This window comes from Sphingomonas sp. (assembly GCF_041661825.1).
Lineage (GTDB): Bacteria > Pseudomonadota > Alphaproteobacteria > Sphingomonadales > Sphingomonadaceae > Sphingomonas.
Window position 1 is genome coordinate 137,120 of sequence record NZ_JBAZTU010000007.1, and the last position, 16,256, is coordinate 153,375.

Sequence of the window (16,256 nt, forward strand, 5' to 3'; positions counted from 1 at the left end):
GTTGGGGGACTTGTCTGATCGGCCGAAGCCCGTCTCTTTCTGTTCCGGAATTGGACCCCGGCCTCCGCCGGGGAAGCTCTAATCGGGTGATGTCGAGGTGTTGGCAATGAACGTCAGGCCCGGCTTCCCTCCCAGCAATAGTAGATTGGCAAAAGCCGCGGTCATCATGGCCGCCGCCCTTCTGCTCGCCGCCGCCAAAACCCCCGACTACAAGGTCAAGCCGGCCTCGGTCCCGCTACTCCCCGGCCGCACGCTCAAGGGCGAGCAGATCGCCGTACCCGGCGCGATCATCGCGCAGAGCCCGCTCGGCCGCCCCGAAACGGTGCTGCTGGTCGATCCGATCGCGCTCGACCGGCTCGGCCAGAAGCGCAACTTCACCCGCGAGACGGTGTTCGAATCCGCCCGGGTGGACGGCATCCCCGGCGATCCGCCGGTGGTGTTCTGCGAAACCGAGCAGGATCCGTCGCTCGCCAAGGCGATGGTCGGATCGATGGGGTTCGGGCTGGTCGGCCTGCTCAGGCCGACCAAATTGGTCACGCGCTACTGCCTCTACGACGCGAATGACGACGAGACGCTCGACCATGCGATCCTGATCGGCGCCAAGGGCGATTCGGGCCGCGAGCCCTTCGCGATCACGCCCGCGCATTACGGGCTGATCCGCGGCATGCTGCTCGGCAATGGCAGCGAGTTGCGGCTGCGCTATGCCGGCACCGCGGGCGACAAGGACAGCCTGTCCGTCGATGCCGAGCTGATACTCTACGGCATGAACCGCCCGCTGCCCGAGACCCGGCACAAGATCTCGATCGCGAAGCTCCCGGCGTACGGCGTGATCCAGGGTGCGGTGGTGACCGTGCTCGAGTTCGATCCGGAAACGAAGATCGCGCGGATCAGGATCGACCGCGATCTTGCGCCCGGGCGTTTGGTGGTGCCAGAGCAGAAGCCATGACGACGGAAACGCCCCTCGATCGCTTCAAGGCCGTGCTCGGCGGTGCCGCGCGCGCGATCGCGCACGAGCCCGAGATCGAGCTCGCCTTCACCGCCGACGCGCCGACTCAATCGGGCAAGCATATCAAAGTGCCGATGCCGGCGCGTACCCTGCCGGCCGATCAGGTCGCCGAAGCCCGCGGTTTCGCTGACGGCTTCGCGCTGCGCCTGCGCCACCACAATGCCGCGCTCCACGCGAAGCAGGCGCCCGCCGAGGCGGTTGCGCGTTCCGTATTCGACGCCGTCGAGGGCGCCCGCGTCGAGGCACTCGGCGCACGCGGCTATGCCGGCATCGCTGCCAACCTCGCGACCGCGCTCGACCTGAAGCTGCGCGCCGATCCGATCACCCGCGCGCGCAACCGTGACGAAGTGCCGCTGTCGACCGCGCTCGGGTTGATGGTGCGCGAGCGGCTGACCGGCGCCGAGGCGCCCGCCGTCACGGCGCCGGGCATGGCGCTGGTGCGCGACTGGATCGAGGAGAAGGCCGGCAAGGATCTCGACGCGCTGGCGCTTGCGATCGACGATCAGCGCACCTTTGCCAGCCTCGTCACCCGCCTGCTCGAGGATCTCGAACTGGTCGAGGGCGATATGATCCCCGATGAAGCCGATGAGGGCGGATCCGAGGACGAAGGCACTGACGAGCAGCAGTCCGACGAAGGCGAGGACGGCGAGGGCGAAGGGGAGCAGGGCCAGGGCGAGATCGAGGCGCGCGGCTCGGACCGCGATGCGGAATCGCAGGATGGCGAGGGCGCCGAGACCAGCGACGACGAATTCCAGGACATGGACGGCGAGGCGGGTGATGACGGCGAGGAGGGCATGCTCCCCGTCCGCCCCAACCGGCCCTTCTCCGATTTCGCGCCGCAGTTCGAATATAAGGCCTGGACGACCAGCTTCGACGAAGTGATCGCCGCGACCGACCTGTGCGACGCTGACGAGCTGACGCGGCTGCGTTCCTATCTCGACCAGCAGCTCGTGCATCTGCAGGGTGCGGTGACCAAGCTCGCCAACCGGCTGCAGCGCCGGCTGATGGCGCAGCAGAACCGCAGCTGGGATTTCGACCAGGAGGAAGGGCTGCTCGACGCGGCCCGCCTCGCGCGCGTCGTCGTCAATCCGACTCAGTCGCTCAGCTACAAGATCGAACGCGAGACCGATTTCCGCGACACCGTCGTCACCTTGCTGATCGACAATAGCGGTTCGATGCGTGGCCGCCCGATCTCGATCGCCGCGATCAGCGCCGACATCCTCGCCCGCACGCTGGAGCGTTGCGGCGTCAAGACCGAGATCCTCGGCTTCACCACCCGCGCCTGGAAGGGCGGGCAGGCGCGCGAGACCTGGCTCGCCGCGGGGCGTCCGCCCCAGCCGGGCCGGCTCAACGATGTGCGCCACATCGTCTATAAAAAGGCCGACGAGCCATGGCGCCGCGCGCGCACCTCGCTCGGGCTGATGATGCGCGAAGGGCTGCTCAAGGAGAATATCGACGGCGAGGCGCTGCTCTGGGCGCACAGCCGGCTGATCGCGCGGCCCGAGGAGCGCAAGATCCTGATGGTCATCTCGGACGGCGCGCCGGTCGACGATTCGACGCTCAGCGTGAACTCCGGCAGCTATCTCGAACGCCATCTGCGCCAGGTGATCAACTGGATCGAGACCCGCTCGCCGGTCGAGCTCGCCGCGATCGGCATCGGCCATGACGTGACGCGCTATTACTCGCGCGCTGTGACGATCATGGATGCCGAGCAGCTCGGCGGCACGATCATCGAGCAGCTTGCCGCTCTGTTCGACACTGACTGAAAGCGGAGACTGAATGATCGCCGCGCCGCCGGGCGGGTTTGTCGGCCCGGTCAAGCGATCGGTCACGATCGCCGGCCACGCGACCTCGATCAGCCTGGAACCCTTGTTCTGGGAAGCGCTTGAGGCGGCCGCCGATACCCGCACCCTGCCGCTCAACGCGCTGATCGCGGAGATCGACGCGCTGCGTATCACGGCCGATGACCCGCCCAACCTCGCCAGCGCGCTGCGGAGCTGGCTTTTGGCAGAGCGCCAACCCTAACCGTCATGCCGGACTTGTTCCGGCATCCACCGCTCGGCACTATCTACGGCATGAGAGAACGCGAACCCTGCGTCTATATCCTGGCGAGCGAATTCAACGGTCGCCTCTACACGGGCGTAACCTCAAACCTCATCGGCCGCATCATGCAGCATCGCGATGGCACCTTCGACGGCTTCACTAAGCGCTATAATATCAAACGCCTCGTCTGGTACGAAGTCGGCGACACAATGGAAATCGTCATCGCCACCGAGAAGCGCATCAAAGGATGGTGCCGCGACTGGAAAAAGAATCTCATCGAACGCGACAATCCCAAATGGGATGATCTGGCCGTCGCGCTCGACCTCGACCCTTTGCGTTGAAACACCGGTGGACCCCGGAACAAGTCCGGGGTGACGGTCGTGGACGTCGAATGGCCACCAAAATCCGTCATGCCGGACTCGTTCCGGCATCCACCGCGCCGGCACTTTCTACGGCTATTGGCTCTCGGCACGCTGGAAAGCGAGAGCTCTCACGCACGCCAAGTTAGTGAGAATACCTCTCAATAGCATTGACAATGAGAGTGACTCGCAATAGCCGGACCCCGACACCAAAGGGGACCTTACTTGCGCACCACCAACTCCCGCCGCTCGTCCGGCGTAAACCCGGCTTTCCTCGCTCTTTCGTGTGTCGGCTTCATCGCCTCGGCACCAGCTTTCGCGGCCGAGCCCGCGCGCCCCGCCGACGTCGTGGCAAAGGACGGCGACGATCAGGACCTGCGCGGCGATATCGTGGTGACCGGCAAGAACGAGGTCAGCACCGGCAGCAACAAGGCGACCCGCCCGCTGATCGATACACCTCAGACGATCACCGTGATCAGCGATCAGGTGCTCAAGAAGCAGAATCTGCTGACCTTGCGCGACGCGCTGCAGACGATCCCCGGAATCACCTTCGGCGCGGGCGAGGGCGGCGGTGGCTATGGCGACAGCATCAACCTTCGCGGTTATTCGGCTAACAACGACGTCACCATCGACGGCGTGCGCGACAGCGCGCAGTACAGCCGCACCGAGACGTTCAACCTCCAGCAGATCGAGGTCTATAACGGCGCGAACAGCGTGTTCAGCGGCGGCGGCTCGGTCGGCGGCACGATCAACCTTGTCACCAAGACGCCTCAGGGCAACGATCTGACGATCGTCCAGGCGGGCATCGGCACCGACAATTATTACCGCGCTGCGGTCGACACCAATATGCGGGTCAATGATCTCGTCGCCGTCCGGCTCAATGCCGTCTATCACCGGAACGACGTTCCCGGCCGGGATGTGGAGAAGAACAAGCGCTGGGGCGTGGCGCCGTCGCTCACCATCGGCATCGATTCGCCGACCAGCCTGACCTTCCAGTATCTCCATCAGAAGGACGACAATGTCCCGGTCTATGGCGTCCCCTATTTCCGCAACGCGGTGAATTCAGGGCCGCTGCCCGGTGTCGACGATTCCGACTATTTCGGCATCTCGAATCTCGATGCGCAGAATATCCTGGTCGATCAGGTGACGGTGCGCTTCAACCATGCGTTCAGCGACAAGGTGTCGATCCGAAACCTCAGCCGCTGGCAACGCGTCGGCCAGGATTCGAGCACCAGCGCCCCACAGGGCGTCTTCTGTCTCGCCAATGGCTTCCAGCCGTTGCCCGCGACCAACGTCGCGACCACGCCGCTCGCCTGCGCTGCCCCGCAAAACACGCCCGGCACCTATTATCCGAGCGGCCCGCGCGGCAATATCCGTAACCAGGAGAACCAGCTTCTCTATAACCAGACGGATCTGCGAGCCGTGTTCAACACCGGCGGCCTGGAGCATACCGCGGTCCTCGGCGTGTCCTTCACCAAGGAGGATTACCGCATGATCAACGGCAACGTGCTGCGCGGTACCGACGGCAGCACCATCGCTCAGCCGCCGATCAGCATCTCCAACCCGAACACCGTCTATACGGGGCCGGTGAACTTCATCCAGGCGGGCCATTCGCAGGGCGAGAGCAGCAACATCGCGGCCTATCTGTTCGACACCGTCAAGATCGTGCCGCAGCTCGAATTCAATGTCGGCCTGCGCTACGAAAAGGCCAAGGGAACCTTTCGCGCCGACACCTATTCGATCGTGGTCGGCCCGACGCTCGGGGCCTATACTCGCGGCCTGAACCAGGTCAGCGACGAGACGCTGTTTTCCTATCGCTTCGGCCTGAACTTCAAGCCAATCGAGACTGTCAGCCTGTATGCTTCCTATGGCAACTCCAAGACGCCGACGTCTGCCACGGTGCGACTGGGCTGCGGCACGCTGATCGCGGCGCCTTCCGGCTCGCTCGACCCCTGCGCCGTCGCGCCGGAAAAGGCGGTCAATTACGAGATCGGCGCCAAGGCCGACCTGTTTGGCCGCAAGCTCCAACTCACTGCCGCCCTGTTCCGCAACGAGCGCACCAACTACCGCGTCGCGACCAATGATCCGATCGTGACGACGCTCGCGGTGACCGACGGCCGCTCACGCGTCGACGGCCTCGCGCTGGGCGCCAGCGGGGCGATCACGAAGTCGTGGTCGGTCTTCGCCAACTACACCTATCTCGATAGCGAAGTTCTGCAGAGCGTATCCAATTACTGCCTCGCCAATCCGGGGCCGCGGCCGGGCTCGCCGGTGACCAACCCGTGCGGGAACAACGCGTCGGTTCTCGACCCGCAAAAGGGCCAAGACCTGACCAATACGCCGAAGCATTCGGGCAGCCTCTTCACTACCTATACCCTGCCGTTCGGGCTGCAGATCGGCTACGGCTTGACCTATCAGGGCAGCTTCAAGCTCAATAATAGCGCTCTGGCGGCTCCGCTTGCGGTGCCCGCGACGACAGTTGTGACTCCTGTCTTCGCGTCGAAGTCCTATCTCACGCACCGCGCCTTCCTGTCCTATCCGGTGACGAAGGGCCTGACCGCGCAGATCAACGTGCAGAACTTCACCAACGAGCGCTACTTCACCGGCATCCGCAACAATGGCTGGGCAACTCCGGGCGAGGCACGGTCGGCCGCGCTGAGCATCTACTACAGCTTCTGATCCGACCTTTCCGGCGCGGTGCGGGCCCCGGCCCGCGCCGCGCCGTATTTCCCCTTAATATTGGGGAAAGCGGACGCGCCGTACAGTCCCGCTCAGGAGGGCGAGATGTTCCAGCCACGGCATGACCTGTCCGGCCCGTTCCGGACCGATGACGACGACAGCAGCGCAGTGCACGGCCTGTTCTACGCCGTGCCCGTCAGCCTGATGATCTGGGCCGCGTTGCTCTACTGGCTGTTCCTCGCGCGCTGACCTAGCGCCCCAGCAGCACCCGCGCCTGGCCCGCGATCTGCGCCAGCATCGCGGCGTTCGGCGCCGGCGCGTGCCGGGCCCGATCCACCACTGACTTGAACTGCGCGACGCGGCCGGCATTGGCGGCGAGCCATGTCTCGACCAAAGCCTGCGGATCGCCTCCGCCGCGGCCGAGGAATTCGAGCCGCAGCTGCTGGAAATCGCGCGCGAGCCCGGCGATGAGCAGCCGCTCCCACGGATCGCTCGACGAGATGCGCGCGGCATTGGCCTGCGCCCAGTCGAGCCCGAGCGCCTGGCCGAGCCGGGTGAAGGCCCGCGTCAGCACTGCTTCGTCCAGCCCGAGCCGCTCGCCGAGATCGGCGAGACCGACCGCGCCGTCCAGTTCGAACAGCCGCACCACCTTCTGCACCAGTTTGCGGGGCGCGCCCGCCTCTTCCAGCGTGGCGGCGATGCGCGCGCTCTGCGCGCTCGCTTCCTCGAGCAGCAGCGCCTTGGTCTGCTTGTCGAGCTGCGCGGTGCCCTTGGCCAGCCGCGCCAACGCCGGGCCGGGCCCGGTGCCCGAACGCACCACGCGCAGCAGGTCGGCGATCTGCGAGCGAGTCGCCACCGCGACCTCGTCGAACAGTGCGAGGCGCGCTGCCTCGGGCATGACCGCGGTCTCGATCTCGGCCCAGAGCGCGGGCAGGCCGAACAGCCGCTCGGTGACGACGAACATCGCGGCGATGTCGCTCATCGCCGCGCCTTCTTCCTCGGCGAGTTCGAACGGGTGGAGCACGCCGAGCCGGTTGACGATGCGATTGGCCAGCTTGGTCGCGACGATCTCGCCGCGCAGGCGGTGCTCGTCGATCGCCTTGCCGAACTTCTTGCGCATCGCGGGCGGGAAGGCAGCGTGGAGATCGGGCGCCAGTTCGGCATCGAGGCCGAGATCGGCGAGTTCGATCGCTTCCTGCAGCGCGAGTTTGGCGGTCGCGAGCAGCACGGCCAGTTCGGGCCGGGTAAGGCCATGTCCCTCCTGCGAGCGGCGCAGCAGATCGTCGTTCGAGGCAAGCCCCTCGACCGCGCGGTCCAGTTTGCCCGATGCCTCGAAGATCTCGATCAGCCGGACGTAACTCGGCACCGCCAGCGCGCCGTCATTCTCCGCAATCGACAGCGCGAGCGTCTGGAGGCGATTATCCTCCAGCACGATATGCGCGACGTCGTCGGTCATCGAGGCGAGGAAGGTGTTGCGCTTCTCGTACGCGAGCCGGCCCTCGATCATCTCGCGGTTGAGCGCGATCTTGATGTTGACCTCGTTGTCCGAACAATCGACGCCGGCCGAATTGTCGATGAAGTCGGTGTTGATCCGCCCGCCATGCGCCGCGAACGCGATGCGCCCGGCCTGCGTGACGCCCAGGTTCGCGCCCTCGCCGATCGCGGTGGCGCGGATCTCCTCGGCATTGACGCGCAGCCGGTCATTGGCCGGATCGCCGACCTGGATGTTGTTTTCGGACGCCGCCTTCACATAGGTGCCGATGCCGCCGAACCAGATCAGGTCCACGGGCGCCTTCAGGATCGCCGAGATCAACGCGCCCGGCTCCATCTCGCTTGCGTCGAGCCCCAGCGCGGCACGCACTTGTTTCGAGAGTTTGATCGTCTTGTCAGTGCGCGGGAACACGCCGCCGCCCTTGGAGATCAAGGACGGGTTGTAGTCCGCCCAACTCGAGCGCGGCAGCGCGAACATGCGCGCGCGCTCCTCCCAACTCGCGGCGGGATCGGGATCGGGGTCGAGGAAGATGTGGCGGTGATCGAACGCCGCGACGATCTTCAGGGTCTGCGACAACAGCATGCCGTTGCCGAACACGTCGCCCGACATGTCGCCGCAGCCGACCACGCGGATCGACTCGCTCTGCACGTCGACGCCGCGCTCCGCAAAGTGGCGCTGGACCGAGACCCAGGCGCCGCGCGCGGTGATCGCCATCGCCTTGTGGTCGTACCCGACCGACCCGCCCGAGGCGAAGGCATCGCCCAGCCAGAAGCCATGGTCGAGCGCGATGGCATTGGCCACGTCGGAGAAGGTCGCGGTGCCCTTGTCGGCGGCGACGACGAAATAGGGATCGTCGCCGTCATGGACGAGAACGCCCGCGGGATGGACCACCTTGCCTTCGACGATATTGTCGGTGATCGACAGCAGCGAGCGGATGAACACCCGGTAACTCTCGGTCCCCTCGGCCAGCCACGCGTCGCGGTTGGAGACGGGCGGCAACTGCTTGGGATAGAATCCGCCCTTGGCCCCGGTCGGCACGATCACGGCGTTCTTCACGCGCTGCGCCTTCATCAGGCCGAGGATCTCGGTGCGGAAGTCGTCGCGCCGGTCCGACCAGCGAAGCCCGCCGCGCGCCACCGGGCCCGCGCGCAGATGGATGCCCTCGACCCGCGGCGAATAGACCCAGATCTCGCGCCACGGCACGGGCGCGGGCAGGCCGGGGATCAGATGGCTGTCGAGTTTGAACGCCAGCGCCGCCTGGCCCGCGGGCGCAAAGGCGTTGGTGCGCAAGGTCGCCGCGATCACGTTGCGCAGCGCGCGCAGGATACGGTCGTCGTCGATCGCCGAGACGGCATCGAGCCCCGCATCGATCGCGGCATCGGCGGCGAGGATCGCCTCCACCTTCGGCCCGCCCTTTGCGGCGCGCGCCGGATCATGCGCCGCGCCGAAGCGCTCGATCAGCGCCGCCGCGACCTTGGGCGCGCGCCGCAGCGCATCGACCACCGTCACGAGCGAATAGGGCAGCCCGGCCTGGCGCAGATAACGGAACCAGGCGCGGAACAGCACCACCGACGCCGGCGCCATGCCCGCATCGACGATCAGCCGGTTGAACGCGTCATTCTCCGCCTGCGCCTCGAGCACCGCCGCGACGGCATCCTCCAGCACCGCGGGGTCGCCGCGGGCGGGATTGGCGCTCTCGACCAGGAACTCGTGCACGAATCCCTGCGCGTCGTCGGCCAGCGCGGTCGGCACTTCCTCGATCACGCGGAAGCCGAAATTCTCCAGCACCGGCACCGCATCCGACAGCGCCAGCGCACCGCCGACGCGGTAGATCTTCAGCCGCGTCGCGCCGTTCGCATCGCGGTACAGCCGCGCCGAGCGGTCGCCGGGCGTGTCGAGCCGGCACAGCCGCAGGATGTCGCGCGCTGCCTCCTCCGCACTGCCGGCCGCGCGATAGCCTTGCGGGAAGGTCGCGGCATGGCGCAGCGCGAGCCGCGTCGCCCGTGCGGGTTCCACCGCCTCGGCCAAAGCCGCCTCGACCGCCGGCACCCAGCCGCGCACCATGCGCGCGATGCGGGCGTCGAGCGCCGCCGCATCGGGCATCACGCCCTCACCGCGCAAGTCGATGGTGTAGCGGATCTGCGCGACCACGCTGCCCTCCATCGCGATGCCCCAGTTGAGCAGCCCGCCATTCGCCGCCTCGGCCAGCATGTCGCCGATCGCGACGCGCCGCGCGGTGGTCAGGTCGTCGCGCGGCAGCCACACGAACGCGAACAGATGCCGCCCCAGGATCGATCGCACCAGCACCAGCGCCGGCCGCGGCCGATCCGCCAGCGACATGGCGGTCAGCGCGACATCCTCGAGCGAGGCGACGTCGAACGCCGTGATCAGATCATGCGGCAGCGAGGCGAGCGCATGCGTGAGCGCCTTGCCGGTATGCCCCTTGGGATCGAACCCGAACTTCGCCTCCAGCGCGGCGAGCCGGGTGCGCAGCACCGGCACTTCCTGCGGCGGCGCGTTGAGCGCGGCGCTGGTCCACAGCCCCGCATGGATCGACAGGCCCGTGACCTTCTTGCCTTCACGCACCGGCACCAGCACCAGGTCGAGCGGCACATGGCGGTGCACGCCGGAGATCTGGTTGGACTTGAGCAGTAGCGGTGCTTCCCCGCCCTTCTCGAACCAGGCCATGGCGAGCGTGCGCGACGCCTCGGCCAGGATCGGCACGGCATGCGCATGGCGTGCGATGCCGAGCGGCTTCTCGCCCTTGCCGCCCTGCCACAGTTCATGGCCGAGCAGGGTGAAGTTGCGGTCGAGGAACCACAGCAGCAATTCGCCGCCTTCGCTCGCGGCCAGCGTCTCGGCGTCCGCCGCCATGCGCGCCTGCATCGCGGGCCAGTCGGCCACGGCGGAGCGCACATCCGCCAGATTATGCTCGAGCGCCGACAGGAGCTCGCGCCGCTCGCGCGAATCGGCGCGCTCCATCTCGATATAGATCATCGATTCGGGGGAACCGCCTTCGCCGCTCGCGCCGCCGACGCTGGTCAGTCCGCCTGCGGGATCGCGCGTGACGCTCAGCACCGGGTGGATGATGCGATCGATCACGATGTTCTTCGCGCCGATCGTCGCGGCGATCGAATCGACCAGGAAGGGCATGTCGTCATTGACGATGGCGAGTCGCATCGTGCGGCGCGGTTCGGAGCCGGAGATCGGCTCCAGCGCGATGACGGGCTTGCCCGGCGGCCGGTGTTCGGCGGTGGCGGCGACGAAGGCGGCGGCGTCTGCCCGCTCGGCCTTTCCGAACCCCTGCAATTCCCCTGGAAGTGCGCCCTTGGTCAGCCGAACGGCAAGCGCGTCCGACAGCGATTTCAGCGTGGTCTTGGCCATCCGCGCCCTATGCTCCCGTGGCTTGCGGGCTTCAACCCCCGCCGCTTGCGGCTTCAAGCATTGTGGCGGTGCACAATGAACTCCCTCAAATCTCCTCCTCCTTCCTCCCTCTCCCAGCGGGAGAGGGAAGGGGCCCATCGCGAAGCGATGGGAAGGGTGAGGGTGAGCGTCTCGCGCCCTATCAACCTCACCCTTCCGTCGCTTCGCTCCTCCCTCCCTCTCCTGAAAGGAGAGGGATTTCCTCAATCGTCCCGATAAAGCTCCCGATAAATCCAGGACGCATCCTCCTCCTTCAGCTCCTTGTAGATGTCCTCCCACTCCTCCTCCCGGGTCGGTTGCCGCTCCACCCGGTACCGCTCCGCATCCAGCCAGTTCGGCTGCCGCGGCATCACCGGTTCGGCAAAGGTCAGCGCCAGCGCGTCGGCATCGTCGGGGGAGGCGAGCCCGCGCGCCTTCATATGCGCCTTCTTCTCGAGCAGGATCGACACCTGGTCCGCCGCATAGCCATATTCGACGCCCGTCAGATCGCCCGCCAGCGCCTCCTCGTCCGGGATCGCCCCGCCGCTCAGCCAGCCGCGCATGTTGGTCCACATCTCGGACCTCTTGTTGGCAGTCTGCACCCGCATCTCCCCGGCCCACACCGCCTCGCGCCCCTTCGCGCCGAACCACACTTCATGGACATTCTCGACGCCCAGCTGGCGCAGCCGATCGACCACCGCCCCGCCGATATTGCCCGCATCGACGAAGATCGCATCGGGGTGGAAGCCCTGCACCTGCAGCGCCACGTCCCCGGCGAGCGTCATCGCGTCCACCCCCTGCCAGCGTTTCCACGGCCGCGTCCGCGCATCCCGCCCGCAACGGATGGCGAGCGTCGAATGGTCGTCGCCGAAACGCGCGCAATCCAGCCCGAAGATCACCGGATCCCAGGTCACCCCGCCGAACAGCTCGCGCCGCCGCGCCCCCTCCACCAGGTCATGCCCGATGAACTGCATCGAGGAGGAGGAGGGGAATTGCCCGCGCACGCGCACCCGCACCACGTCGCTGTCCTCGCCGAAGGTCGCGACCAGCTCGTCCAGATAGGCGCGGTTCACCCCCTCCACCGTGCGGCTGTCGATCTGCGCTGCGTTCCACAAATGCCGGTGCCGCCCGAAACATTCGCGGAAAGGGCCGGTATTGTGCGTCGGGTTGCCGAAGGCGAGGAAGATGATCTCGGTCTGCTCGTCGGTCAGCGCACCCAGCGCCACCTCCCACACTTTCGGCGCAATGCCCGATGCCTCGTCGAAGATCAGGATGATGCGCTTGCCCTGGTTGTGCAGCCCGGCGAACGCCTCGGTATTGGCGACGCTCCAGGTGACGAGGTCGGATCGCCAGCTCCGGTCGTGCCCCGCCACATTGGAGACGAGCGCGGTCGCCGTCGCGTTGAACCAGTCCTTGGTGATCGACAGATTGTGCCACTTCACGATTTCCGGCGCGGTCTTGGTCAGCAACTGCACTTCGGTATTGGCGGTCGCGACGATGCGCGTGTCGATGCCGGTGTCGAGCCCCCATTTGATCAGCATCGCGATCAGCGCCGATTTGCCGATGCCGTGGCCGGAGGCGCGGGCGATACGGCACGGCATGTGCCGCGTGGCGGGGTTGGAGAGATGCGCGCCGATCGTCTCCATCACCTCGCGCTGCCAGGCGCGCGGGCCGGACACGCCGGACAGCGGCCCTTCGCCCCAGCGAAAGGCGATGTCGGTGTAGCCGATCGGATCATGCGCCAGCTTCTTCAGCTCGTTGGCGAGCGCCCGGCGTGATTTGGGCAGGGGCTCAGTCATAATCGGGTGTCTTTCCCACGCGGGCAAAGGCCTGCAGGATGATGTCGCCCAGCTCGTCCTTGTCCCGCTCCTCCACGGGGATGCGCCACTCGTCCGGCCGGCGCCGGCGCAGCCATTGCAGCGCCGCCTGCGGGTCGGCGAGCACGCGCTTGGTGAACTGTGCGATGATCGGCTTTTCCCAGGTCGCGAACATGAAGGCGCGCTCGGCGGTATAATCATATCCGCACGCCCGCTGGTACAGTGACACCTCGACCCGACTGTCGGCATGTTCCTTCCCGAGCGTACAAGCAGCGGCGAACGCCTCGTGCTGGTGGCGCCACCGGTAGAAGGTGCGGATAGTGATTTCGAAGAACCGCGCGATATCCTCGTCGCATGCGCCAAGCGCATAGGCTTGACGTGCCTGTTCGGCATATTCGGGGCGATAGCTGGTGGGGCGTCCTCTTGGCATGGGGACTAAATGGACTCGATTCGGTGCAGTTTGAATCGACAAGCGAAAATTTTAGGGTTGGTGCGCGGCGGGCTTAGGAAGGAAGGTTCCGAATTTTTCTGCTTTACCCGCCCGGGAATTAGTACAACATCCGCACGCGTCGCGCGTTTGTGCGGGCCTATCCAAGTGAATGGTTTTCATGCCTGAATATCTGCCGATACAAGCACACTACCATGCCCATCGTTTGACTGTCGCAGGGACAGCTGAAGATGCTTTCACCCGCTCGCTGACATCTGCTCGCGTTGAGATGAACCCACATCAGGTGGACGCTGCACTATTCGCGCTTGCAGCTCCTTACGCGAAAGGGGTTCTGCTCGCCGACGAGGTCGGGCTTGGCAAGACGATCGAAGCTGGCCTCGTCATGTCGCAGAAATGGGCAGAGCAGAAGCAGCGCATATTATTGATCGTCCCCGCTTCCCTACGCAAACAATGGCAGCAAGAGCTCTTTGATAAGTTCTCTCTCAAGAGCCGCATTCTCGAGGCCAAGACGCATAGCGAAATGCGGAAAGCAGGTCAGGCGCGTCCGTTCGAAACGGCTGGCAGCGTGCTTATTAGCTCATATGAATTCGCCGCCAGAAAGGCGGACGAGATCAGGGCCGTAAAGTGGGATCTCGTCGTGTTCGACGAGGCACATCGCTTGCGGAACGTCCATCGCAAGAACACTGCGAAGGGTGCGAAAGCTCTCAAGCATGCGGTCGATGGATGCTTCAAGATATTACTGACCGCCACGCCGCTCCAGAATTCGCTGATGGAGCTTTTCGGTATCGTGTCGATGATCGACGATACGCACTTCGGTGGAGAGAACGCCTTCAGGACTCAGTACGCCGGAGCGGGAACAACGCCTGCGTCGCAGGAGATATTGCGCGAGCGGCTTAAGTCGATTTGTCACCGAACGCTACGTCGCCAAGTTCAAGAAGCTGGTCATATTAATTTCAGGCAACGTCATGCGGTAACCTTCAAGTTCGAGCCATATGATCAGGAAACAAATCTTTATGATATGCTATCCTCATATCTCCAGGACACCGGCACGATAGCTTATGGGGGAAAGACAAACGCCTTGGTTGTCTTGCAGGCGCGCAAGAGTCTCGGCTCCTCGACATTTGCGGTGGCGCGCTATCTCGATACGCTCTTGGAGCGCCTTAGGAAGCAGCAGCGCGCATCACCAGCGATGACCGATGATTTCGAAGATGTCTTCCAGGAAGAGCGGGAGGCTTTCGACGACGGGAGCGATGAGTCAGACGACGCTGTAGTCGATCCGGTAGCGCTCGCGGCTGAAATTGTGCTGGTCGAGTCCATGCGCGATCTCGCACAGTCGATTGGCGTCAATGCGAAGGGCGAGAAGCTGATCAAGAACCTCCCGGAGGTGTTGGATCAGATCAAGGCAAAGGGCGGACAGCGAAAGGCGGTTATTTTCACGGAGAGCGTCCGCACCCAAAAATACCTGCGTCAGCTGTTGACGGATCATGGCTACGAAGGCCGGATCGTCATGATGAACGGCTCCAACAACGACGACGACAGCCGTGAAATCTATGCGCGTTGGAAGGAGCGCCACGCCGGGACTGATCGCATTTCCGGGTCCAAGACGGCGGACATGAAGGCCGCGATCGTCGAAGCGTTCAAGAGCGACGACAGAACCATCCTGATCGCCACCGAAAGCGGTGCCGAAGGCATCAACCTTCAATTCTGCTCGCTGCTTATAAACTACGATCTGCCGTGGAATCCGCAGCGGGTCGAACAGCGCATCGGCCGATGCCATCGATACGGCCAGTTGGTCGATGTCACCGTAGTCAACATGCTCAATATGAAGAATCGGGCCGAGGCGCGTATCCATGAGTTGTTGGAACACAAGCTCCATTTGTTCGAAGGCGTATTCGGTTCGAGCGACGAGGTGCTGGGCATCCTGACCGACGGCATCGATTTCGAAAAGGAAGTGCTGCGCATCATGCAGCAGTGCCGCAGCGACGAACAGGCTGACCGTGAGTTCGACGAGCTGACCGCTCGTATTCATGACAGCATCACCGCTGACCTCGAAGCCGCCCGCGCCAAGGTGCTGGAGAATATGGACGCCGACGTTGTGGCAAAGCTTCATCGCCGGAACGAGGCGCTGGCGCAGATTCTGCCGGAATTCAAACAGCGCCTGCTGATGGTTGCGAAGGCAGAATTGCCCGAGGCGCGGTTCCCTACACCGGACAGCGAAAGTTTCGGTTGGGACGGTAAGCAGTGGACCACGAAATGGCCGCTTGCCGACGAGAATGATTGGCAATTCTTCCGGGTGAACGAGGGGCTGGGCGATGACCTGATCAAGCGAGCGAAGGCGCGAGTGGTTCAGGATGGAGCGGAATATGTGCGCTTCGATCCGTCTGCCTATCCCTATCCGGGGCAGCTTGGTGGCGTGTCTGACCTCATAGGTCAGTCCGGATGGCTCCGCGCATTCAAGGCAACGATGCCTACCGCCGGCGCGGAGCGTGAAGAGGTAATCGTCATCGCGGAAACCGATGCGGGCGAATTGGTGAAGCCGCAGGTCTGCGACAAGATGATGATGGCACCCGCGCAATCGCTGGGGCCAGTCGATGGAAACATCCCCCACGACCGGCTTACGCGGCTTCAGGATTTCGAGTTCGGGCACTTCTCCGAGCGCGTGAAGCGCGAAAACTACGCTTGGTTGATCGAGGAGGAAGAGCGCCTCGGTCGCTATGCCCGCGATATGGAAATCGAGATCGAGGCCCAGATTGCCGACCTCGACGCCGAGCTGAAGGACCTGCAGCGCCAGAAGCTTTCGCCCCTGCTCGACATGGAGGAAAAGGTCGCGATTATGCGTGACATCCGAAAAAAGGAAGGCGCCCGCGACGATCTTAAAATGAGCCAGTTCGAAGCCAAGAAAGCGGTGAATAAGGACATCGGCGACAAACTCGATGCCTTTTCTACACTGTTGGATCAGAAACCGCGGCTTGAGGAAATGTTCACGCTACGCTGGTCGGTTGCGTAGTCG

At 64.8% G+C, this 16,256-nt stretch carries 10 protein-coding genes; 7 read left to right on the forward strand and 3 right to left on the reverse strand.

Going from position 1 to position 16,256, the window contains the following annotated elements:
• The first annotated feature begins 166 nt into the window (after positions 1 to 166).
• The 6 genes from WC729_RS28055 to WC729_RS28080 all read left to right on the forward strand — a co-directional run bounded on the left by WC729_RS28055 (position 167) and on the right by WC729_RS28080 (position 6,336).
• The gene (locus tag WC729_RS28055) at positions 167 to 946 is read left to right on the forward strand and encodes a hypothetical protein (RefSeq protein ID WP_372857993.1); all 780 of its coding nucleotides are present in this window, start codon (positions 167 to 169) and stop codon (positions 944 to 946) included.
• The gene (cobT, locus tag WC729_RS28060) at positions 943 to 2,772 is read left to right on the forward strand and encodes a cobaltochelatase subunit CobT (RefSeq protein WP_372857995.1); all 1,830 of its coding nucleotides are present in this window, start codon (positions 943 to 945) and stop codon (positions 2,770 to 2,772) included. Before WC729_RS28055 ends, cobT begins: the two co-directional genes overlap by 4 nt.
• 13 nt (positions 2,773 to 2,785) lie before the next feature.
• Positions 2,786 to 3,031, forward strand: a complete 246-nt coding sequence (locus tag WC729_RS28065) for a ribbon-helix-helix domain-containing protein (RefSeq protein ID WP_372857996.1) — start codon at positions 2,786 to 2,788, stop codon at positions 3,029 to 3,031.
• 5 nt (positions 3,032 to 3,036) lie between these two features.
• Positions 3,037 to 3,390 carry a GIY-YIG nuclease family protein gene (locus WC729_RS28070; RefSeq protein ID WP_372857998.1) on the forward strand — a complete coding sequence of 118 codons (354 nt, stop codon included), beginning with the start codon at positions 3,037 to 3,039 and terminating at the stop codon, positions 3,388 to 3,390.
• 243 nt (positions 3,391 to 3,633) lie between these two features.
• On the forward strand, positions 3,634 to 6,087 hold the full coding sequence (locus WC729_RS28075) for a TonB-dependent receptor (protein ID WP_372857999.1): 2,454 nt from the start codon (positions 3,634 to 3,636) through the stop codon (positions 6,085 to 6,087).
• A 105-nt stretch (positions 6,088 to 6,192) separates the two neighbouring features.
• Positions 6,193 to 6,336, forward strand: coding sequence for a hypothetical protein (locus tag WC729_RS28080; RefSeq protein WP_372858001.1), 144 nt, complete (start codon positions 6,193 to 6,195; stop codon positions 6,334 to 6,336).
• Between the two features lies 1 nt (position 6,337).
• Here the strand turns inward: WC729_RS28080 and WC729_RS28085 are convergent, their stop codons facing one another.
• The 3 genes from WC729_RS28085 to WC729_RS28095 all read right to left on the reverse strand — a co-directional run bounded on the left by WC729_RS28085 (position 6,338) and on the right by WC729_RS28095 (position 13,228).
• The gene (locus WC729_RS28085) at positions 6,338 to 10,963 is read right to left on the reverse strand and encodes an NAD-glutamate dehydrogenase (RefSeq protein ID WP_372858002.1); all 4,626 of its coding nucleotides are present in this window, start codon (positions 10,961 to 10,963) and stop codon (positions 6,338 to 6,340) included.
• 242 nt (positions 10,964 to 11,205) lie between these two features.
• The gene (locus tag WC729_RS28090) at positions 11,206 to 12,780 is read right to left on the reverse strand and encodes a terminase (RefSeq protein ID WP_372858004.1); all 1,575 of its coding nucleotides are present in this window, start codon (positions 12,778 to 12,780) and stop codon (positions 11,206 to 11,208) included.
• Positions 12,773 to 13,228 carry a helix-turn-helix domain-containing protein gene (locus tag WC729_RS28095; RefSeq protein ID WP_372858005.1) on the reverse strand — a complete coding sequence of 152 codons (456 nt, stop codon included), beginning with the start codon at positions 13,226 to 13,228 and terminating at the stop codon, positions 12,773 to 12,775. The genes WC729_RS28090 and WC729_RS28095 overlap by 8 nt, the downstream gene beginning before the upstream one ends.
• A 178-nt stretch (positions 13,229 to 13,406) precedes the next feature.
• Here WC729_RS28095 and WC729_RS28100 point away from each other — a divergent pair, with 178 nt between their 5' ends.
• A complete protein-coding gene (locus WC729_RS28100) occupies positions 13,407 to 16,253 on the forward strand; it encodes an SNF2-related protein (RefSeq protein ID WP_372858006.1) in 2,847 nt (948 codons plus the stop codon).
• Positions 16,254 to 16,256: the final 3 nt, after the last annotated feature.